18 protein-coding genes are annotated in these 19,867 nt (G+C 75.4%); 12 read left to right on the top strand and 6 right to left on the bottom strand.

The features are described 5' to 3' along the window. Nucleotides 1-123: 123 nt before the first annotated feature. Nucleotides 124-810: a TetR/AcrR family transcriptional regulator C-terminal domain-containing protein gene (locus tag DQ238_RS06020; RefSeq protein WP_199506165.1), complete on the bottom strand. Its 687-nt coding sequence runs from the start codon at nt 808-810 to the stop codon at nt 124-126. A gap of 37 nt (nt 811-847) precedes the next feature. Between DQ238_RS06020 and DQ238_RS06025 the strand changes: the two genes are divergently transcribed. From DQ238_RS06025 to DQ238_RS06050, 5 genes are all read left to right on the top strand, one after another. Next, the gene (locus tag DQ238_RS06025; protein WP_113780407.1) at nt 848-1,843 is read left to right on the top strand and encodes an ATP-binding cassette domain-containing protein; all 996 of its coding nucleotides are present in this window, start codon (nt 848-850) and stop codon (nt 1,841-1,843) included. A 219-nt stretch (nt 1,844-2,062) separates the two neighbouring features. Next, nucleotides 2,063-2,953 carry an ABC transporter permease gene (locus tag DQ238_RS06035; RefSeq protein ID WP_113780409.1) on the top strand — a complete coding sequence of 297 codons (891 nt, stop codon included), beginning with the start codon at nt 2,063-2,065 and terminating at the stop codon, nt 2,951-2,953. A gap of 104 nt (nt 2,954-3,057) precedes the next feature. After that, nucleotides 3,058-3,783 (top strand): mycofactocin biosynthesis peptidyl-dipeptidase MftE, encoded by a 726-nt coding sequence (mftE, locus tag DQ238_RS06040; protein ID WP_113780580.1) that lies wholly within the window; start codon nt 3,058-3,060, stop codon nt 3,781-3,783. A 49-nt stretch (nt 3,784-3,832) separates the two neighbouring features. Further along, nucleotides 3,833-5,491 carry a mycofactocin biosynthesis glycosyltransferase MftF gene (gene mftF, locus DQ238_RS06045; protein WP_113780410.1) on the top strand — a complete coding sequence of 553 codons (1,659 nt, stop codon included), beginning with the start codon at nt 3,833-3,835 and terminating at the stop codon, nt 5,489-5,491. A gap of 22 nt (nt 5,492-5,513) precedes the next feature. Further along, nucleotides 5,514-6,839, top strand: a complete 1,326-nt coding sequence (locus tag DQ238_RS06050; RefSeq protein WP_113780411.1) for a GAF domain-containing protein — start codon at nt 5,514-5,516, stop codon at nt 6,837-6,839. Nucleotides 6,840-6,919: 80 nt separating this feature from the next. Here DQ238_RS06050 and DQ238_RS06055 read toward each other — a convergent pair whose 3' ends face one another. Continuing rightward, nucleotides 6,920-7,057 (bottom strand): hypothetical protein, encoded by a 138-nt coding sequence (locus tag DQ238_RS06055; protein WP_199506179.1) that lies wholly within the window; start codon nt 7,055-7,057, stop codon nt 6,920-6,922. A gap of 317 nt (nt 7,058-7,374) precedes the next feature. Between DQ238_RS06055 and DQ238_RS06060 the strand changes: the two genes are divergently transcribed. The 4 genes from DQ238_RS06060 to DQ238_RS06075 all read left to right on the top strand — a co-directional run bounded on the left by DQ238_RS06060 (nt 7,375) and on the right by DQ238_RS06075 (nt 12,398). Then, a complete protein-coding gene (locus DQ238_RS06060; protein WP_199506166.1) occupies nt 7,375-7,917 on the top strand; it encodes a (2Fe-2S)-binding protein in 543 nt (180 codons plus the stop codon). After that, entirely contained in the window at nt 7,914-10,406 is a 2,493-nt protein-coding gene (locus tag DQ238_RS06065) for a xanthine dehydrogenase family protein molybdopterin-binding subunit (protein ID WP_113780413.1), read from the top strand. The genes DQ238_RS06060 and DQ238_RS06065 overlap by 4 nt, the downstream gene beginning before the upstream one ends. A gap of 28 nt (nt 10,407-10,434) precedes the next feature. Then, nucleotides 10,435-11,292, top strand: coding sequence for a xanthine dehydrogenase family protein subunit M (locus tag DQ238_RS06070; RefSeq protein WP_113780414.1), 858 nt, complete (start codon nt 10,435-10,437; stop codon nt 11,290-11,292). A gap of 92 nt (nt 11,293-11,384) precedes the next feature. Then, the gene (locus DQ238_RS06075; protein ID WP_113780415.1) at nt 11,385-12,398 is read left to right on the top strand and encodes an SRPBCC family protein; all 1,014 of its coding nucleotides are present in this window, start codon (nt 11,385-11,387) and stop codon (nt 12,396-12,398) included. A gap of 2 nt (nt 12,399-12,400) precedes the next feature. On the opposite strand, the gene DQ238_RS06080 is transcribed toward DQ238_RS06075, so the two are convergent. Genes DQ238_RS06080 through DQ238_RS06090 form a run of 3 tightly spaced genes read right to left on the bottom strand, consistent with a single transcriptional unit; the run spans nt 12,401 to nt 14,408 of the window. After that, nucleotides 12,401-13,051, bottom strand: a complete 651-nt coding sequence (locus DQ238_RS06080; RefSeq protein ID WP_113780416.1) for an alpha/beta family hydrolase — start codon at nt 13,049-13,051, stop codon at nt 12,401-12,403. Then, nucleotides 13,048-13,719, bottom strand: a complete 672-nt coding sequence (locus DQ238_RS06085) for an HAD-IA family hydrolase (protein WP_113780417.1) — start codon at nt 13,717-13,719, stop codon at nt 13,048-13,050. The genes DQ238_RS06080 and DQ238_RS06085 overlap by 4 nt, the downstream gene beginning before the upstream one ends. Further along, the gene (locus tag DQ238_RS06090) at nt 13,716-14,408 is read right to left on the bottom strand and encodes a DedA family protein (protein WP_113780418.1); all 693 of its coding nucleotides are present in this window, start codon (nt 14,406-14,408) and stop codon (nt 13,716-13,718) included. The genes DQ238_RS06085 and DQ238_RS06090 overlap by 4 nt, the downstream gene beginning before the upstream one ends. Before the next feature lie 51 nt (nt 14,409-14,459). Here DQ238_RS06090 and DQ238_RS06095 point away from each other — a divergent pair, with 51 nt between their 5' ends. Next, on the top strand, nt 14,460-15,755 hold the full coding sequence (locus DQ238_RS06095; RefSeq protein ID WP_113780419.1) for an amidohydrolase family protein: 1,296 nt from the start codon (nt 14,460-14,462) through the stop codon (nt 15,753-15,755). A 187-nt stretch (nt 15,756-15,942) separates the two neighbouring features. On the opposite strand, the gene DQ238_RS06100 is transcribed toward DQ238_RS06095, so the two are convergent. Next, nucleotides 15,943-16,758: an MBL fold metallo-hydrolase gene (locus tag DQ238_RS06100; RefSeq protein WP_113780420.1), complete on the bottom strand. Its 816-nt coding sequence runs from the start codon at nt 16,756-16,758 to the stop codon at nt 15,943-15,945. A 135-nt stretch (nt 16,759-16,893) separates the two neighbouring features. On the opposite strand from DQ238_RS06100, the gene DQ238_RS06105 reads away from it, so the two are divergent. Both DQ238_RS06105 and DQ238_RS06110 read left to right on the top strand, forming a co-directional pair. After that, nucleotides 16,894-18,405, top strand: coding sequence for a TldD/PmbA family protein (locus DQ238_RS06105; RefSeq protein WP_113780421.1), 1,512 nt, complete (start codon nt 16,894-16,896; stop codon nt 18,403-18,405). Then, on the top strand, nt 18,402-19,790 hold the full coding sequence (locus tag DQ238_RS06110) for a metallopeptidase TldD-related protein (protein ID WP_113780422.1): 1,389 nt from the start codon (nt 18,402-18,404) through the stop codon (nt 19,788-19,790). Before DQ238_RS06105 ends, DQ238_RS06110 begins: the two co-directional genes overlap by 4 nt. The last annotated feature ends 77 nt before the right edge of the window (nt 19,791-19,867 follow it).

Below are 19,867 nucleotides of genomic sequence, written 5' to 3' on the forward strand. Positions count from 1 at the left end.
CCAGCGAAAACGGCGGATCCACACGGCTCTACGATGGTCGACCTATCGTCGCGAGCACCAAGCCGACGCACGCCGCCATCACTTCCGACGACGACTCAGGCTCCAGGTTGTAGCCCTGTAGTACTAGCCGACGGGTGCGAATCGGGCGCGCAGCCCCTCGACCAGGAGGTCCAGGCCGAACTCGAAGGTCGCGGTGTGCGGCAGCCGCACCAGGTCGGTGATCGCCGACAGCAGCAGCGGCTGGTCGGCCAGCGCCCGCTGCCGCCGGGCCGCCTCCCGCCCGTCGTGGGCGACCGGCGTCGGTGCGGTGCGGCTGCGCTCGGCCTCCGCCTGCCACTCGGTCGCGGCGCCGATGACGTACGAGCCGATCGTGAACAGGACCCGCTGGGCGTCGACCGGGCGCAGGCCGGCCCCGACCAGCACCGCCAGCGAGCGCTCCAGCTGGGCGAAGCTGTCCCGGCTCGGCCGGTTGCCCGCGAGCACCCGCGGGGCGTCCCGGGTCGCGACCAGCGCGGAGAACATGCGGGTGGCGTCGTCGCGCAGCCACTCCCACCACGGCTGGTCCGGCGCCGGGCCGGCGTGGTCGACGCCCGCCCGGCGCAGCAGCTCCTCGGCCATGAGGTCCATGAGCTGGCGCTTGTTGTCCACGTGCCAGTACAGCGTCGGCCCGGCGACGCCGAGGCGGGCGGCGACCCGCCGGAACGACACCGCCTCCAGGCCGCCCTCGGCGAGCAGGGCGAGCGCGGCGTCCACGACCGCCGCGCGGGTCACCCGGGTCCGTTCCGCCGCCGCCGCGCCCGTCACCGTCACGCTTGACACTCTAACGGTGTTAGAGAAGCCTTGTCCCGTGCCGTACACCGGGACAGGACCGGCGATCGAGGTCGCCGGGCTGACCAAGAGCTATCCGAACGGCTCCACCGTGGTAGAGGCGGTCAAGGGCATCGACCTGCGCGTCGAGGCCGGCCAGACCTACGGCTTCCTCGGGCCCAACGGCGCGGGCAAGTCGACGACCATCGAGATGCTGTGCACCATCCGCAACCCCACCTCGGGCACCGCGCGGGTCGCCGGGTACGACGTCGTCCGCCAGCGGGAGGAGGTGCGCCGGCGGATCGGCCTGGTCTTCCAGCAGCAGACGCTCGACCTGCAGCTGTCCGCCGAGCAGAACCTGCGCTTCCACGCCGAGCTCTACGGGCTCTCCCGGGCCGAGGCCGAGCGCCGCATCGCCGAGGTGCTCGACATGGTCGCGCTCGCCGACCGCCGTCGCGACACGGTGGCCAAGTTCTCCGGCGGCATGAAGCGCCGACTGGAGATCGCCCGCGGCCTCGTGCACGCCCCGCAGGTGCTCTTCCTCGACGAGCCCACCATCGGGCTGGACCCGCAGACCCGCGCCGCCATCTGGGACTACCTCCACCAACTGCGCCGCACGACGGAGATCACCGTCTTCGTCACCACGCACTACATGGACGAGGCCGAGCACTGCGACCGCATCGCGATCATGGACCACGGCGAGATCGTCGTCGAGGACACCCCGGAGGCGCTGAAGTCCAGCGTCGGCACCGACCGGATCGCGCTGCGCACCGACGACGACGAGCTGGCGATCGCCCGCGTGCGCGAACGACTCGGCATCGAGGCCGGCGTCCACGAAGGGCAGGTGACCCTGGCGGCGGCGGACGGCGCGCAGGTCGTCCCCCGGCTGTTCACCGAGCTCGACGTGGGCATCCGGTCGGTCACCGTCACCCGGCCCAGCCTCGACGACGTCTTCCTGACCTACACCGGCCGCACCATCCGCGACTCCGAGGGTCCGCAGCACACGCGCACGCCCCCGTTCGCCGGGAGGCGATGACGTGGCCGGCTCCGCCGGGAGCGATGACGTGGCCGGCTCCGCCGGGAGCGATGACGTGGCCGGCTGCGCCGGGAGCGATGACGTGGCCGGCTGCGCCGGGAGCGATGACGTGGCCGGCTGCGCCGGGAGCGATGACGTGGCCGGCTGCGCCGGGAGCGATGACGTGGCCGGCTCCGCCGGGAGCGATGACATGACCGGCTGCGCCGGAGAGGACCAGACATGACCATCCGCGACACCGCCCGCGAAACCGCCGTCCCGCCCGCCCCGGCGCGCGGCCGGCTGCCCGAGGTCCGCAGCGACCTGGCGCACGAGCTGCGCGCCACCTGGGTCGTCACGCGGCGGGAGCTGCTGCGCTTCAAGCAGGACCGGGCCCGCATGGTGACGATGCTGCTGCAGCCGATCCTGTTCGTCTTCGTGATGGGCACCGGGCTGGGCAGCATCGTCGACACCGGCGGCGGCACCAGCTTCCGCACCTTCCTCTTCCCCGGCGTGCTGGCCACGTCGGTGCTGTTCACCGCCGCGTTCGCCGGGATCTCCCTGGTGTGGGACCGCGAGTTCGGGTTCCTCCGCGAGATGATGGTCGCCCCCATCTCGCGCGCCTCGATCATCTGGGGCAAGTGCCTGGGCGGCGCCGTCGTCGCCACCGGGCAGAGCCTGGTCCTGCTGGCCCTGGCCGGCACCGTCGGCATCCCCTACGACCCGGTGCTGCTGCTGGAGCTGATCGGCTGCCTGTTCCTCGGCGCGATGCTGCTCACCGCCCTGGGCGTGCTGCTGTCCACCCGCATCTCCAGCATCCAGACGGCGATGCCGGTCAGCCAGCTGCTGATCATGCCGATGATGTTCCTGTCGGGCTCGCTGTTCCCCATCTCGGGACTGCCCGGCTGGCTGGCGGTCCTGACCCGGCTCAACCCGCTCACCTACGTCGTCCAGCCGATGCGCCACCTCACCCTCGACCACCTGGACCTGTCGGCCGCCGAGCGTGAGCGGCTGCTGCCGGTCGTCACGTGGTTCGGCTGGCCGGTGCCGGTCGGCGTGCAGCTGCTCGCCGTCGCCGTCATCACCCTCGGCCTGGTCACCCTGGCGGCGCGGGTCTTCCGGACGACGGAGTAGTACGAGGACCCCGTCCCGAGGCTCGGCCCCGTCCGGGCACCGACCCGAGCCTGCGAGGGGTGGGGGGACGGGGTCCTCACCGGGGTCTCACTAGGGTGGGGCCGGTGAGCTCGCTGGCGGGTGCCGTCTGGCCCGACCTGACCGGACGCCCACTGCTGCTGGTCCCCCTCGGCGCGGTCGAGCAGCACGGACACCACCTGCCGCTGGGCACCGACACCACCGTGGCCTGCGCCGTCGCCGAGGCCGCCGTCGACGTCCTGGACAGCAGGGTCCCGGACGGCAGGGTCCCGGACGGCGTGCTGCTGGCCCCGGCGCTGGCCTACGGCGCCAGCGGCGAGCACGAGGACTTCCCCGGCACCGTCTCGATCGGCACCGACGCGCTGACCGGCCTGCTGGTCGAGTACGGCCGCTCGGCCTGCCGCTGGGCCGACCGGCTGGTGCTGGTCAACGGGCACGGCGGCAACCTCGACGCCCTGCGCACGGCCGGTGCGTGCCTGCGCGCCGAGGGGCGGGAGGTCGCCTGGTTCCCCTGCGGGGTCGCCGGCGCCGACGCGCACGCCGGGCGCACCGAGACCTCCCTGGCGTTGCACGTGGAACCGACGCTCGTCCGCTCCGACCGGGCGGTCGCCGGGGAGACCACACCGATCGCCGGCCTGCTGCCCCGGCTGCGCGCCGAGGGGGTGCGCGCGGTCAGCCCCACCGGCGTGCTCGGCGACCCGACCGGCGCCTCGGCCGAGGAGGGGGCCGAGCTGCTGGCCGGGATGGCGCAGCGGCTGGCCGACGCCGTCCTGGCGTGGGACGTCGACCCCGCCGGCCGGCTGCGGGGTTGAGCGCGGTTACTGTCGCCGGCATGGGGACGGCCGAGGTGCTCGCCGCGGGATGAGCTCCGGGGCGGGCGGGCGAGCGCCGGTGGCTCCGCCGCCGCCGGACCGGCTGCCCGACGGCTTCACCGTCCGGCTGGACCCCCGCACCCGGCGCCGGGACGGCGGGACGGCGCTGCTCGGCGGCTCCCCGCTGCGGCTGCTGCGCCTGCTGCCCCGCGCCCGCGACCTGCTGACCGGCGACCGGCTCGTCGTCACCAACACGGCCACCGCGGCGCTGGCCGCCCGGCTGCTCGACGCCGGCCTGGCCTCCCCCCAGCTCGTCGACGACCGACCCGCGGACCTCACCGTCGTCGTCCCGGTCAAGGACCGCCCCGCCGGGCTGGCGCGGCTGCTGGCGGCGCTGCGGGCCGACCCGGCGACCGCGACCGTGCCGGTGGTCGTGGTCGACGACGGCTCGGCCGACCCGGCCGCGGTGACGGCGACCGCCGCGCGGCACGGCGCGCGGGTGGTGCGGCACGGGGTCAGCCGGGGCCCCGCCGCCGCCCGCAACGCCGGGCTCCGGGCGGCCGCCACCGAGCTGGTCGCCTTCCTCGACTCCGACTGCGTGCCCCGGCCCGGCTGGACGACGGTGCTGGCCCGCCACACCGCCGACCCGCGCCTGGCCGTGGTCGCGCCCCGGATCACCGCCCTCGAGACCGGGGAGCGGCCTTCGTGGCCACTTCGCCCGCCCCGCCAGGGGCCGAAGTGGCCACGAAGGCCCCTCAAGGGGTGGGTGGACCGCTACGAGGCGGCGGTCAGCGCGCTGGACATGGGCCCATCGCCGGCGCCGGTCGCCCCCGGCACGGCGGTGTCCTACCTGCCCAGCGCCGCGCTGCTGGCCCGCCGCCGGGCGCTGGGCGGCGGGTTCGACGAGGCGATGCGGGTCGCCGAGGACGTCGACCTGGTCTGGCGGCTGACCGCGGCCGGCTGGCGGGTGCGCTACGAACCGGCCGCCGCGGTCGCCCACGAGCACCCGACGACCACCGCCGCGTGGCTGCGCCGCCGCGTCTTCTACGGCACCGGCGCCGCCCTGCTGGCCGCCCGGCACGGCTCCGCGGTCGCCCCGGTGGTCGTCTCGCCCTGGTCGGCGGCGGCCTGGGCGCTGGCGCTGACCGGACGGCGCGCCGGGGCGGTCGCCGCCGCCGGTGTGCTCGCCGCCGCCAGTGCCCGGCTGGCCCGGCGGCTGGCCCGCCCGGGGCAGCCGCCGCCGGTGGGGCTGGCCGTCGTCCTCGTGCTGCGGGGCAGCGCCGCCGCCGGGCGCACCCTGGCCCGCAGCGCCACCCGGCACCACTGGCCGCTCGCGCTGGTCGCCGCCGTCGTCTCCCGCCGGGCCCGTCGCCGGATCGCCGCGGCCGCCGTCGCCGACGCCGTCCTCGCCTGGTGGCCGCACCGCCGGCGGGTCGGGCCGCTGCGCTTCGCCGTCGCCCGGCGGCTGGAGGACCTCGGCTACGGCGCCGGGCTGTGGTGGGGGGCGCTGCGCGCGCGGGACCCGCGGGCGCTGCTGCCCGCCGCGCCGCCCCCGGTCGGGCCGGCCCGCCGCCCGGGCCCCCGGAGGCGTCCCGGCCCACGTCCCGCGGTGAGCTCGGACGCCGCGCGACCGGCTGAGCCGATCGTCGACGGGCGGACCGTTCGCTGGTGGAAACGGGGAACAGCGGTCACGATGTGCTGGCCATGAGCCCGAGCCCGCGGACGACGCCGTGACCGCGCCGAACCCGTGGCTCGCGCTGCCCGACGGCCGACCGGACGCGGCGCTCACCCGCCGGCTGCGCGCCGCCCACGAGGCGCTGGTGACCCGCGGCGGGCGGCCGGCGCGCGGCCAGGTGCGCGCCGTCGTCTGGGACTCCTGGCGGCGCAGCCTCGGCAGCGGCGTCGACCCCGACGGCAGCGCGCCCCCCGTCGACCTGCTGGACGACGACCTGCTCGCCTACCGCGCCGCGCACCCGCTGGCCCCGGTGGTCCCGGTGATCCGCCGGCTGCTGGTCGAGGACGCCGAGGCCGACCGGATGATCGTCGCGGTCAGCGACGCGGCCGGCCGGATGCTGTGGGTGGAGGGTGACCGGCGGCTGCGCGCGCGGGCCGAGGCGATGCACTTCGTCGAGGGCGCCCGGTGGGCCGAGGAGGTCGCCGGCACTAACGCCCCGGGGACCGCGCTGGCCCTCGACCACGCCGTCCAGATCTACGGCAGCGAGCACTACCGCCGGTCGGTGCAGCCGTGGAGCTGCTCGGCCGCGCCGGTGCACCACCCGGTCACCGGGGAGCTGCTCGGCGCCATCGACGTCACCGGCGGCGACCACGTGGCCAGCCCGCAGGTGCTCACCCTCGTCCGGGCCACGGTCGCGGCCGTGGAGTCCGAGCTGCGCTGGCTGCACCGCGAGACGACGGGCCGGTCGGGGAGCCCGCCGCCCGCCCCGCGCCCGGCCCCCCGGCTGGAGGTCCTCGGTCGGGAGCGGGCCCGGCTGGTGCTGCCGGCCGGCCCGCTCGAGCTCTCCCTGCGCCACTCGGAACTGCTGCTGCTCCTGGCCGAGGCGGCCGCCACCGGCAGCGGGCGCACCGCCGAGCAGCTGGCCGCCGAGTGCCACGCCGGTGACGCCGCGGCCGTCACCGTCCGCGCCGAGCTGTCCCGCCTGCGCCGCCTGCTCGGCGCCGACCTCGTCGGCTCCCGCCCCTACCGGCTGACCGGCCGGCTGGACACCGACCTCGAACAGGTGCGGCGGCTGCTCGCCCGCGGCGCGGTCGGGCCGGCGCTCGAGCGCTACGCCGGGGCGGTGCTGCCCCGCTCCACCGCGCCGGGCGTGGTCGCCGCCCGGGAGCGCCTGGCCGCCTCGCTGCGGTGGGCGGTGCTGGGTAGCCGGCGTCCGGAGCTGCTGCTGCGCTACAGCCGGCTGCCCGAGGCCCGCGACGACGTCGCGGTCTGGGCGGTCTGCCTGGACCTGCTGCCGCCGGGCGCACCCAGCCGGCCCGCGGTCGCCGCCCACCTGCACCGGCTGCGCCGCACCCCCCGCGCGCCGCTGCGCGTGCACTGAGAGAGGACCCTCCTGCTCCCGGCCCCCTCCCGGGCACCGCCGCGAGCCTGCGAGCGGCGAGGAGGACGGGGCCGCGAGGGTCACAGCGCGTCGGCGAACAGCGGGACGGCGTCGTCCAGGGCGTACCCGATGCCCAGCGCCGACCCGCTGGAGAAGGCGCTGATCAGGATCTGGTCCTCCAGCGCCGTCTCGGCGTCGTCCCAGCCGAGGGCGACCACGCGGGTCGGCTGCTCCTCTGAGGCTCACCTGACTACTCACCCGACGCGGGCCCTCCAGCAGGCCCTGCCCCGCGCCACCGGCGAGGCTGCAACGCCGCTGCAACGCCGCTGCAACGTTGCCGCCCGACGCAGCCCCGGACGCAACTCCGAACAGCCCTCCGCGGATGCGGAGACCCTTCCCGACCCGGTGGTGCAGACGCGGATCGGGCCGCCGTCGCCGTGTGGGTTGGCGTGGACTGGGCTGCGATCCCGTTGACACACTCCGCGCAGGTGGCCCTGTGTCCCGAGCCACACGAACCCTGCAGAGAGGCGGACCGGTGACCCAGATCAACGTGCGGGTGGACGGGGTGTCCTACACCGACGACGTCGAACCCCGGACCCTGCTGGTCCACTACCTGAGAGAGCAGCTGGGCAAGGTGGGCACGGTCGTCGGCTGCGACACCAGCAACTGCGGCGCCTGCACCGTCCACCTCGACGGCGCGGCCGTGAAGTCCTGCACCGTGCTGGCCGTGCAGGCCGACGGCGGCGAGGTCACCACCATCGAGGGCATCGCCCAGGACGGCGAGCTGCACCCGGTGCAGAAGGCCTTCCACGAGATGCACGGCCTGCAGTGCGGCTTCTGCACGCCCGGGATGATCATGGCCTCGATCGACCTGTTGAGGGAGAACCCGGACCCCAGCGAGGACGAGGTCCGCGAGGGCATCGAGGGCAACCTCTGCCGCTGCACCGGCTACCAGAACATCGTCCGGGCCGTGCAGCACGCCGCCGGCCAGATGGCCGGCACCACCACCGAGACCACCGCCACCGAGACCACCGCCACCGAGACCACCGCCACCCAGACCGCGGGAGCGCAGGCATGACCATCACCGAGGACGCCGCCGACCTCGCTCCGGCCAAGGAGGTCGGCCGGGCCCGCCGCCGCAAGGAGGACGCCCGGCTGATCACCGGCCGGACCACCTGGACCGACAACACGGTCCTGCCCGGGATGCTGTACCTGTCCTTCGTCCGCAGCCCGGTCGCCCACGCCAAGATCACCGGCATCGACGTCAGCGCGGCGCAGCAGGCCCCCGGGGTGGTCACCGTCCTCACCGGCCGGGACCTCGCCGAGGAGCAGGGCTCGATCCCCTGCGCGTGGCCGGTGACGCCGGAGATGGTCAACCCCGGCCACCCCTCGATCGCGGTCGAGGAGGTCAACCACGTCGGCGAGGCGGTCGCCGTCATCGTCGCCCGCAGCCGGACCGCCGCGGCCGACGCCGTCGAGCTGGTCGACGTCGACTACGACCCGCTGCCGCCGGTGCTGGACATGGAGCAGGCGGTCGCGCAGGACGCCGACCTGTGCCACGACCACATCGAGTCCAACACCAGCTACCACTTCGTCTTCGACGCCGGCGAGGCGGGCACCGGGGCCGACACGGACGCGGCCTTCTCCGACGCGGACGTCGTGGTCAGCCGCCGGTTCGTCCAGCAGCGGCTCATCCCCGCGTTCATGGAGCCGCGCTCGGTCGTCGTCTCGCCCCAGGGCGACAACTACACGATGTGGTCGGCGACCCAGATCCCGCACGTCCTGCGGGTGATGCTGGCGATGATCACCGCCATCCCCGAGCACAAGCTGCGCGTCGTCGCCCCCGACGTCGGCGGCGGCTTCGGCGGCAAGCTGCAGGTCAACCCCGAGGAGGTGCTCGCCCTCCTGGTGGCCCGGCGCCTGGGCAAGCCGGTCAAGTGGACCGAGACCCGCAGCGAGTCGCTGATGAGCGCCCACCACGGCCGCGACCAGATCCAGTACGTCGACGTCGCCGCCGACCGCGACGGCACGGTGCGCGGCCTGAAGGTGCGGCTGCTCGCCGACATGGGCGCCTACCTGCGGCTGATCACTCCCGGCGTGCCCGCTCTCGGCGCGTTCATGTTCCCCGGGATCTACAAGTTCCCGGCCTACCGGTTCGAGTGCGACGGCGTCTTCACCAACAAGACGCCGACCGACGCCTACCGCGGCGCCGGCCGCCCGGAGGCCACCTTCGCGATCGAGCGGATCATGGACGAGCTCGCCGTCGAGCTCGGGTTGGACCCGCTCGAGGTGCGGCGGAGGAACTGGATCCGGGCTGACGAGTTCCCGTTCACCACCGTCGCCGGCCTCGAGTACGACAGCGGCGACTACGAGGCCGCCACGCAGCGGGCGCTGGAGTTGATCGGCTACGAGGAGCTGCGCGAGGAGCAGCGGCGCCGCCGGGAGTCGGACGACCCGGTGCAGCTGGGGATCGGCTTCTCCACCTTCACCGAGATGTGCGGCCTGGCGCCGTCCCGGGTGCTCGGCTCGCTGTCCTACGGCGCCGGCGGCTGGGAGTCGGCGTCCATCCGGATGCTGCCTACCGGCAAGGTCGAGGTGGTCACCGGCTCCACCCCGCACGGGCAGGGCCACGAGACCGCGTGGAGCCAGTTGGTCGCCGATCAGCTCGGCGTCCCGTTCGAGGACGTCGAGGTGCTGCACGGCGACACCGCCGTGGCGCCCAAGGGCATGGACACCTACGGCTCGCGCTCGCTGGTCGTCGGCGGCACGGCCGTGGTCAAGGCCGCGGAGAAGGTCGTCGCCAAGGCCCGGAAGGTCGCCGCGCACCTGCTCGAGGCCAGCGAGGACGACCTGGAGTTCTCCGGCGGGAAGTTCACCGTCCGCGGGACGCCGGGCGCCGAGCTCGGCATCCAGGAGATCGCCCTGGCGGTCTTCGCGGCGCACGACTACCCGGAGGACGTCGAGCCCTCCATCGACGCCGACGCCACCTTCGACCCGGTCAACTTCTCCTTCCCGCACGGCACGCACGTGTGCGCGATGGAGGTCGACACCGAGACCGGCATGGTGCGCATCCGGAAGTACGCGTGCGTGGACGACGTCGGCACGATCGTCAACCCGCTCATCGTCGAGGGGCAGATCCACGGCGGCCTGGCCCAGGGCATCGCCCAGGCGCTGTACGAGGAGGCAGTCTACGACGCCGACGGCAACCTGACCACCGGCAGCTTCGTCGACTACCTCGTCCCCTCGGCGGCCGACCTGCCGCACTTCGAGACCGACAACACCGTCCACGTCGCGCCGGGCAACCCGATCGGCGCCAAGGGCGTCGGCGAGGCCGGCACGATCGCCAGCACCCCGGCGGTGGTCAACGCCGCGCTCGACGCCGTCCGCCACCTGGGGGTGGGCGACATCCGCATGCCGCTGACCCCGGAGCGGGTGTGGCGGGCGGTCCACGAGGGCGGGGACGGCGGGGACCGCGCCACCGCCGGCACCAACGCCTACGGCGGGGCGCAGACCGAGTCCACCGCCGGCGTGTCCACCCCCCAGTCCGCCCTCGGAGGTGACCGGTGATCCGCCGAGACGACGAAGGAGTCGAGCCATGATCCCCGCTCCGTTCCAGTACGCCCGCCCCACCACGGTCGAGGAGGCGCTGCAGGCCATCGCCGACGGCGGGGACGACGTCAAGATCCTCGCCGGGGGGCAGTCGCTGATCCCGGTCATGCGGCTGCGCCTGGCCGCGCCGGAGACGGTGGTCGACCTCGGCCGGGTCGCGGAGCTGCGCGGCGTCCGGGACGACGGGGACGCGATCGTCGTCGGGGCCATGACGACCCACTCCGACGTGATCCGCGACCCGCTCGTGCAGCAGTACGCGCCGCTGGTCGCCGAGGCGACCGAGACCGTGGCCGACCGGCAGGTCCGCGCCCGCGGCACGTTCGGCGGCGCGCTGGCCCACGCCGACCCGGCCGGTGACCTGCCGGCGGTGGCCCTGGCCCTGGACGCGGAGTTCGTCATCGCCGGCCCGGAGGGACGACGCACCGTGCCCGCGGCGGAGTTCTTCGTCGACTACCTCACCACCGCCCTGGAGGAGGGGGAGCTGCTCGTGGAGGTGCGGATCCCGGAGCTGGCCGGGGACTGGGGGATGCGCTACGAGAAGTTCAACCGGGTGGCCCAGGCGTGGTCGATCGTGGCGGTGGCCGCGGCAGTGCGCCGGGAGGACGGGCACATCGCCGAGGCGCGCATCGGGCTGACCAACATGGGCCCCACGCCGCTGCGGGCCTCGGCGGCCGAGGCCGCGCTGGCCGGCGCCGCGGCCAGCCCGGACGCGATCGCCGCCGCGGCGCGGTCGGCCGCCGAGGGCACCAGCCCGAGCAGCGACTTGAACGCCCAGGCCGACTACCGCCAGCACCTGGCCCAGGTGCTGACCCGCCGCGCGGTGAGCGCCGCCGCAGGGCTGTAGCTTGAAGGACCCCGTCCCCCCCACCCCTCGCGCGCTCGGGGCGGGCCCCTGGACGGGGCCAAGGCGGATCGCTGGAGCGCTGGAGGTCGTCCGTGCAGTTGGAGAACTCGTTCACCGTTCCCCTCCCCGTCGACGAGGCCTGGCGGGTGCTCCTCGACGTCGAGCAGATCGCACCCTGCATGCCCGGCGCCGCGCTCGACTCGGTCGAGGGCGACTCGTTCACCGGCCGGGTCAAGGTCAAGCTGGGCCCGATCAACCTGACCTACCAGGGCAAGGGCTCGTTCGTGGAGAAGGACGAGGCGGCCCACCGGGCGGTCATCGACGCCAAGGGCAAGGACCAGCGCGGCAACGGCACCGCCGCCGCCGTCATCACCGCCAACCTCGCGTCCGAGGGGTCGAACACCCGGGTCGACGTCCTGACCGACCTGAACATCACCGGCCGGCCGGCCCAGTTCGGCCGCGGGGTCATGACCGACGTCGGCAACAAGCTGCTCGGCCAGTTCGCCGACAAGCTGGCCGCCCAGCTGGGCGGCGGCGCGACCGAGGCGGCGCCGCAGACCGCCGCGCCCGCGAAGAAGGCGGCGGCAGCCGCCGCCGGCGCGGTCGAGGAGGTCGCCGCCTCGGTCGAGCAGGTGCCGGGGGACAACGCCGTCGCGAAGAAGGCCCGCAAGACGGCGGCGTCGGCGAAGAAGACGGCCGCGGCCGCGGCGGACCGGGCCTCGACCGGGACCGCCCCGGCGCCGGAGAGCGCGGCCGCGCAGGCCCCGGCCACGCAGACCCCGGCGTCCACCGGCACGGCGCCGGCGCCGACCGACGTCACCCCGGCCGAGACCGCCCCGGCCGACGTCACCCCGGCCGAGACCGCCCCGGCGGCGACCGGCACGGCTCCGGCGGCGGAGTTCGGTGCGCCCGCGCCGGCCACGCCGACGGCCCCCACCACTCCGGCGGCGATGCCGTCCCGGCCGGCGCCGGCGGCCGAGCCCGAGCCGATCGACCTGCTCGAGGTCGCCGGCGGCGCCGCGCTGACCCGGTACGCGCCGCCGCTGGCGGGGGTCGCCGCGCTGCTGCTGGTCATCGCGTTCGTCGTGCGTCGGCTGCGCCGCTGAGGTCAGGCGGGGCCGCTCGGGGACGGCACCCGTCGTCGGGCGACCCCGCCGAGCCCGTCCACCGCCGCGACGGCGACGACGTCCGGTGCGGCGGTGAGCGCGTGGTCGCCGGGGACGCCGTAGAGGGAGGCCCCGGCCCGGCCGGACAGCACGGCGGCGAGCTCCTCGGGACGGCCGGAGGCGTCGCGCTCGCCCTGCACCACGACCAGCGACACCGGTACCGCGGTGAGCTCGGCCGCGCGGCTGCGCTCCGGCCGGCCCGGCGGGTGGAGGGGAAAGGCCAGGCACAGCACCGCCGCGGCCTGCTGCCCGACCGCGGAGCGGCACGCCACGCGGGCGCCCGCGCTGCGCCCGCCCAGCACGAGCGGACCGGTCAGCTCTCCGCCGTTCCGCAGGGCGTCGAGCACCGCCGCCCACGCCCGGTCCAGCTGCGCCGGGGCCGGCGCGATCCGCCGGCCGGCCACCCGCCACGGCTGCTCCACGCGCAGCACCCGCCACCCGGCCGCCGCGGCGGCCGCGGTGACGGCGAGCAGGTCGGCCGAGTCGATGCCGCCGCCGGCGCCGTGCCCGAGCACGAGCGTGCCGACGACGCCGTCCGCCGGCCCGGTGGCGGTGACCCGCGCCGGGCCCAGCGGGGTGGCGGGCTCCGTCACGCGGCGGGGAGCGCCAGCAGCCCGTCGACCGCGCCGGCCAGGTCGCCGGCGACCAGCGCCGACGGGTCGAACACGCCGGGGTAGACCCGCTCGCTGCGCGGGAACCAGGCGGCGGTCAGGCCGGCCCGCAGCGCTCCGTGCACGTCCCAGCCGTGGGCCGCGACCAGCGCCGTGCGCTCGGGGGCGACGCCGCAGACGCCGGCCGCCCACAGGTAGACCTCGCGGGCCGGCTTCCACGCCCGGATCACCTCGCTGGACAGCGACCGCTCCACCAGGGGGGCGACACCGCCGCGCTCCAGCCCCGCCTCGGCGACGCCGGGGGAGCCGTGGGACAGCGTGACGACGCGGACGCCGGCCTCGACCAGCCGGCGCAGCGCAGGCTCCACGTCGGGGTGCGGTGCCAGCTCGAAGAACGCCTCGGCGACCCGCGACCGGTCGGCCTCGCCCAGGTCGCTGACCTGGGCGAGGGCGGCGTCGAAGGCCTCGCGGAACCGGCACCAGGTGCCCGTGACGGTACCCGCGGAGCCGGTGAGCAGGGTGCGGGCGAAGACGGTGGACAGCAGGTCGGCGGGCTGGCCGAGCTCGACCAGGGCGGCGCGCACCGGGGCGAGGTCGAGCAGGGTCTCGTTGACGTCGAAGGCGACCACCTCGGGACGGCGCGCGGTCACGCCGGCCGCCGCTCGGCGTCGACGTCGTCCTCGGGCTGCGGGGTGGCCCGGTCGCGCCGGTGCCGCCGGATGTCCCTGACCCGCTTGACGACCAGGTACCCGACGCCGATCACGAACGCCGCGACCACGGCGTAGTCCAGGTAGTGCAGGTTCTGCTGCAGGAAGTCGCCGGCCGCCACCCCCAGGCCGATGAGCACGCTGTTCCAGATCAGGCTGCCCGCCGCGGAGAACAGCAGGAACTGGCCGAACGGCATGCGCACCACGCCGGCGGGCACGGAGATGAAGCTGCGCACGATCGGCACCATGCGGCCGAGGAACACCGCCGAGCGCCCGTGCCGCTCGAACCAGGCGAAGGTGCGGTCGACGTCGGCGGTGTCCACCAGGGGCAGCCGGTCGAGGAAGGCGTGCGAGCGGCGCGGGCCCAGCGCCCGGCCGACGTAGTAGAAGAAGACCGCGCCGAGGACCGACCCGAGCGTGGCGCACAGGACCACCGGGACGATCGACATCCGGCCGTCGTTGATGAGCACCCCGGCCAGGCCGAGCACCGCCTCGCTGGGGATCGGCGGGACCACCGTCTCCAGGAGGATGGCCAACCCCACGCCCACCGCGCCCAGCTCGTCGACCAGGTCGAGCAGGAAGCCGGTGATGCCGCCGGAGTCGGAGGAGGCAGCGGCGGCGAGCAGTGACATGCGCTCCACGGTAACGGGGAGGTCACGCCGCCGCGGGTAGGTTGCCCGGGCATGCGCCAGCGCTTCACCGCCCGGGCCGTCGTCGTCGGCGACCGTGCCGGCACGGTCGTCCCCGACGCCGCGGTCGACGTCACCGACGGCGCGATCGACTGGGTCGGCCCCGCCGCCGACGCCCCGCTGCCCGGGGACGCCGAGGTGGTCGCCGTCACGGGGGTGCTCGTGCCGGGGCTGGTCAACACCCACTCGCACGCGCCGATGGTGCTGTTCCGCGGGCAGGCCGACGGGCTGCCGCTGGCCCGGTGGCTGCGCGAGGTGATCTGGCCGCGGGAGGCGCGGCTGACGCCGTCGGACGTCGAGGCGGCGATGACCGCGGCGTCGGCGGAGATGCTGTGCGGCGGGGTGACCACCAGCGTGGAGATGTACTTCTCCCCCGAGCGGATCGGCGCCGCCGTCGGCCGCACCGGCGCCCGGGCCGTCGTCGCCAGCCCGCTGCTGCCGCTGCCGGGGATGCCGCCGTTGGCCGAGCAGCTGGCCGACGCCGTCGCCTTGGCGCGACGGGCCCCCGGCGACGGCACGGTCGAGTACGGGATCGGCCCGCACGCGGCCTACACCCTCCCGCTGCCGGTGCTCCGCGACGCCGCGGCCGCCGCCCGCGAGCACGGCCTGCTGCTGCACCTGCACGTGGCCGAGACGGTCGCCGAGGACGCCGACCTGCTGGCCACCCACGGGCTGTCGGCGCCGGCGCTGCTGGCCGCGCACGACGTCCTCGGCGCGCGGGTGCTGGCCGCGCACTGCGTGCACCTCGACGACGGCGACCTCGAGCTGTGGCGCGAGTACGACGTCGCGGTCGCCCACTGCCCGGCCAGCAACGCCAAGCTGGCCAGCGGGATCGCGCCGGTGCGGGCTCTGCTCGACCGGGGCGTCCGGGTCGGCCTGGGCACCGACGGGCCGGCGTCCAACGACGGGCTGGACCTGCTCGCCGACGTCCGTCTCGCCGCGCAGCTGGCCCGGCTGCGGGAGTCCTCGGCCACCGCGCTGACCGCGGGCGAGGCGTTCTGGCTGGCCACCGGCGGCGCCGCCGACGCCATCGGCCGGCCCGACCTCGGGCAGGTCGCCGCCGGCCGCCGCGCCGACCTGGTGCACGTCGACACCGGCGACCTGGCCTTCGAGCCGGTGCTCGGCCCGGCCGACCTGCTCACCCACCTGGTGTGGTCGGGCACCTCCCGGCTGGTGCGTGACACCTGGGTGGGCGGGCGGCAGGTGGTGCGCGACGGCGTCTGCACGACCGTGGACGCCGAGGCGCTGCGGGCCGACGTCGCCGAACGGGCCGCCCGCCTGGCCGGGTGACCACGGCGAGCCGCCCGAGAGGTCGACGCAGGCCCCCTTCCGGGTCCCGCCCCGAGCGTGCGAGGGGTGGGAGAAGGGGGTCCTTCCAGGCACCTGGCCGTGGTGCCGTCCGTAGGACGGCCATGTCATCGCGGTGCGATCCGGAGGATCGCGATGTCATCGCGGTGCGATCCGGAGGATCGCGGTGTCACGGCCGCAGGGAGATCGTCTCGCCGCGCACCACCGGGCGGATCTCGCCCGGGGCCCGGCGCTCGGCCACCTCGCGGACGAAGTCGCCCAGCGGGGAGGCGAACCGGTCGTAGTCGTCGAAGTGCACCGGCACGGTCACCGGCGGCTTGAGCAGCTCGACCAGGTCGGCGCCCTGCCGGCCGTCCATGGTGACCGTGACACCGAGGGCCTTGGTGCCGCCCAGGTGCGGGATGAGGACGTCGAGGGGACCGCAACGCTGCAGTACCTCGCCCAGCCACGGCCGGAAGATCGTGTCGCCGCTGACGTAGCCCCGCCACGACACCTCGCCGTCCCGGACCAGCTCCAGGACGCTGCCCATCACCGGCGGCAGCAGCTTGGCCATGGGGCCGGGCCCGTGCACGCCCGGCACCGAGGTGATCCGCAGCGTCTCGCCCTCCCGGCTCATCTCGTGCCGCTGCCAGGGGGTGAGGTCGAGGGTCTCCCGGAACCCGCGCCGGTCGAGCGCCTTGGCCGCGGCCCGGGTGGTCACCACCGGGGTGTCCCGATCGAGGGTGCGGGTGGCGATGCGGTCCCAGTGGTCGGCGTGGAGGTGCGACAGCACGATCGCGTCGAGCGTCGGCAGCTGGGTGGGCTGCAGCGCGGGCTCGGTGAGCCGCTTGGCCCACAGCCCCTTGCCGAGGTAGGCCCGCTGACCGCGGTGCAGGAAGTTCGGGTCGGTGAGCAGGGTGAACCCGCCGATCCGCAGCAGCATGGTGGCGTTCCCGCCGAAGGTGAGGGTGACGTCGTCGGCGGGGGACGGCGGGGACGAGGGCATGGGGCGGCGATACCCGGCCAGCCACACCCCAGGCATGGGAAGCGATCCCTGCGTCCGGCCCACCCAGGACGGGGGGATCGCTTCCCATGCCTGCGGCCGCCCTGTCCCGACACCGCCTGCTGGTAGACAGGGCGGGTGGCTCCCCGCGACGTCGACGCCTCCTTCCTCGCCCTCCCGCTCTCGGCGCTGGCCGACGCGGCGCTCACCCGCGCCGTCGACCTGGGCTGCGAGCACGCCGACCTGCGGGTGGAGCGGATCCGCACCCAGACGATCAGCCTGCGCGACGCCCGGCTGGAGTCGCTGGCCGACGGCGAGGACCTCGGGCTGTCCGTGCGGGTGCTCGCCGAGGGCACCTGGGGGTTCGCCGCCGGCGTCGTCCTCACCGCCGCCGAGGCGGTCCGGCTGGCCGAGGAGGCGGTCGCGGTCGCCCAGGTGTCCGCGGCGGTGAACAGCGACCGCGTCGAGCTCGCCCCCGAGCCGGCGTACCCCGACGCGGCCTGGGTCTCCGACTACGACGTCGACCCCTTCGACGTCCCCGACGCGGACAAGACCGCGCTGCTCACCGAGCTGTCCGAGCAGCTGCTCGCCGCCGACGGCGTGGAGCACGTGCAGACCGGCTGCACGGCGGTCAAGGAGCAGAAGTACTACGCCGACACCGCGGGCACCCGCACCCGGCAGCAGCGGGTCCGCGTCCAGGCCGACCTGACCGCGCTCACCGTCGACCGCACCACCGGCGCGTTCGAGAGCATGCGCACCCTCGCCCCGCCGGCCGGCCGCGGCTGGGAGTACCTGACCGGCACCGGCTGGGACTGGCGCGGCGAGCTGGCCGAGATCCCCGAGCTGCTGCGCGAGAAGACCAAGGCGCCGTCGGTGCAGCCCGGCCGCTACGACCTCGTCGTCCACCCGTCGAACCTGTGGCTGACCATCCACGAGTCCATCGGGCACGCCACCGAGCTCGACCGCGCGCTGGGCTACGAGGCGGCCTACGCCGGCACCTCGTTCGCCACCGTGGACAAGCTGGGCACGCTCCGCTACGGGTCCGAGCTCATGCAGGTCACCGGCGACCGCACCGCCCCGCACGGGCTGTCCACGGTCGGGTGGGACGACGAGGGCGTCGCCGGCCAGCGGTGGGACCTCGTGCGCGACGGCGTGCTCGTCGGCTACCAGGTCGACCGGCACATGGCGCACCTGCGCGGGCTGCCGCGGTCCAACGGCTGCGCGTTCGCCGACTCGCCGCTGCACGTGCCGATCCAGCGGATGGCGAACGTCTCGCTGCAGCCGGCGCCCGGGGGCCCCTCGGTCGAGGAGGTGCTCGGCGGGGTCGAGCGCGGCATCTACGTCGTCGGCGACAAGAGCTGGTCGATCGACATGCAGCGCTACAACTTCCAGTTCACCGGCCAGCGGTTCTACAGGGTCGAGAACGGCCGGCTGGCCGGGCAGCTGCGCGACGTGGCCTACCAGGCGACGACGACGGACTTCTGGGGTTCGATGGCCGTGGTGGGCGGGCCGCAGACCTACGTGCTCGGCGGGGCGTTCAACTGCGGCAAGGGGCAGCCCGGGCAGGTCGCCCCGGTCAGCCACGGCTGCCCGGTGGCGGTGTTCGAGAACGTGAACATCCTCAACACGGTGCAGGAGGCCGGGCGATGACCCAGCTCAAGCCACAGGAGCTCGTGGAGAAGGCGCTCGCCGCCTCCACGGCCGACGGGCAGGTCGCCTTCGTCGTGGAGGGCTCGCAGGCCAACCTGCGCTGGGCGAACAACAGCCTGACCACCAACGGGGCGATGCGCTCCCGGCAGGTCGTCGTCGTCTCGTTCGTCGACGGCGGGACCGGCACGGCGGCGGGCACCGTGGCGCGCTCCGGCAACCCCGACGTCGAGGAGCTGGTCGCCGCCAGTGAGCAGGCCGCCCGCGACGCCGGCCCCGCCGAGGACGCGATGCCGCTGGTCAGCGAGGCGCCCCCGGGCGCCGGCGACTGGGACGGCGACCCCGCGGAGACCTCGATCGCCGTCTTCGCCGACTTCGCCCCCGCCCTCGGGGAGGCCTTTCGCGCGGCCCGCGGCCGGGACGAGCTGCTGTTCGGCTACGCCGAGCACGCGATGGAGTCGACCTACCTCGGGACGTCGACCGGGCTGCGGCTGCGCCACGACCAGCCGAGCGGCCGGGTGGAGCTCAACGGCAAGAGCACCGACTACAGCCGCTCGGTGTGGGCCGGCGTCGGCACCCGCGACTTCACAGACGTGGACGTCGACCGGCTCGCCGCCGAGGTCGAGCGCAAGCTGGGCTGGTCGCAGCGCCGGGTGGAGCTGCCCGCCGGCCGGTACGAGACGCTGCTGCCGCCGTCCGCGGTCAGCGACCTGCTGATCTACGCGTACTGGACGATGGAGGCCCGCGACGCCGACGAGGGCCGCAACGTCTACGCCAAGCCCGGGGGTGGCAACCGGATCGGCGAGCGCCTGGCCGGCCTGCCGCTGACCCTGCGCAGCGACCCGTTCGCGCCCGGCCTGGAGGCGCACCCGTTCCAGGTGGTGAGCAGGTCCTCCGGAGCGGCCTCGGTGTTCGACAACGGCATGGCCACGCCGGCGGTCGACTGGATCCGCGACGGCGTGCTCGCCAACCTGGTCCGGCCCCGGGCGTGGGCGGCCAGGACGTCGGCGCCGGCGGTGGCCGCCGTGGACAACCTGGTCCTCGAGCTGCCCGGGGCCACCGCCACCCAGGACGGGATGGTGGCCGCCACCGACCGCGGGCTGCTGCTGACCACGCTCTGGTACATCCGCGAGGTCGACCCGCAGACGCTGCTGCTCACCGGGCTGACCCGCGACGGCGTCTTCCTCGTCGAGGGCGGCGAGGTGACCGGCGCGGTGAACAACTTCCGGTTCAACGAGTCGCCGGTCGACCTGCTGGCCCGGATCACCGAGGCCGGCCGGACCGAGCGGACGCTGCCGCGGGAGTGGAACGACTGGTTCACCCGAGCGGCGATGCCGCCGGTGCGGGTGCCGGACTTCAACATGAGCTCGGTGTCGCCGGCCAGCTGACGCCGCCGGGAGCACCGACCGGTCGCGGGGCGCGTGTGCCGGCTGAGCCGGGTGGGGCTCGACCGGATCCTGAGCAG

It is taken from the genome of Geodermatophilus sp. TF02-6 (assembly GCF_003319115.1).
Classification (GTDB): domain Bacteria; phylum Actinomycetota; class Actinomycetes; order Mycobacteriales; family Geodermatophilaceae; genus Geodermatophilus.

Excerpts from the sequence above, each read along its gene's own strand:
- DQ238_RS06035 (WP_113780409.1), top strand. The coding sequence starts at position 2,063 with ATGACCATCCGCGACACCGCCCGCGAAACCGCCGTCCCGCCCGCCCCG.
- DQ238_RS06090 (WP_113780418.1), bottom strand. The coding sequence starts at position 14,408 with ATGTCACTGCTCGCCGCCGCTGCCTCCTCCGACTCCGGCGGCATCACC.
- DQ238_RS06065 (WP_113780413.1), top strand. The coding sequence starts at position 7,914 with ATGACCATCACCGAGGACGCCGCCGACCTCGCTCCGGCCAAGGAGGTC.
- DQ238_RS06110 (WP_113780422.1), top strand. The coding sequence starts at position 18,402 with ATGACCCAGCTCAAGCCACAGGAGCTCGTGGAGAAGGCGCTCGCCGCC.
- DQ238_RS06070 (WP_113780414.1), top strand. The coding sequence starts at position 10,435 with ATGATCCCCGCTCCGTTCCAGTACGCCCGCCCCACCACGGTCGAGGAG.
- DQ238_RS06100 (WP_113780420.1), bottom strand. The coding sequence starts at position 16,758 with ATGCCCTCGTCCCCGCCGTCCCCCGCCGACGACGTCACCCTCACCTTC.
- mftF (WP_113780410.1), top strand. The coding sequence starts at position 3,833 with ATGAGCTCCGGGGCGGGCGGGCGAGCGCCGGTGGCTCCGCCGCCGCCG.
- DQ238_RS06095 (WP_113780419.1), top strand. The coding sequence starts at position 14,460 with ATGCGCCAGCGCTTCACCGCCCGGGCCGTCGTCGTCGGCGACCGTGCC.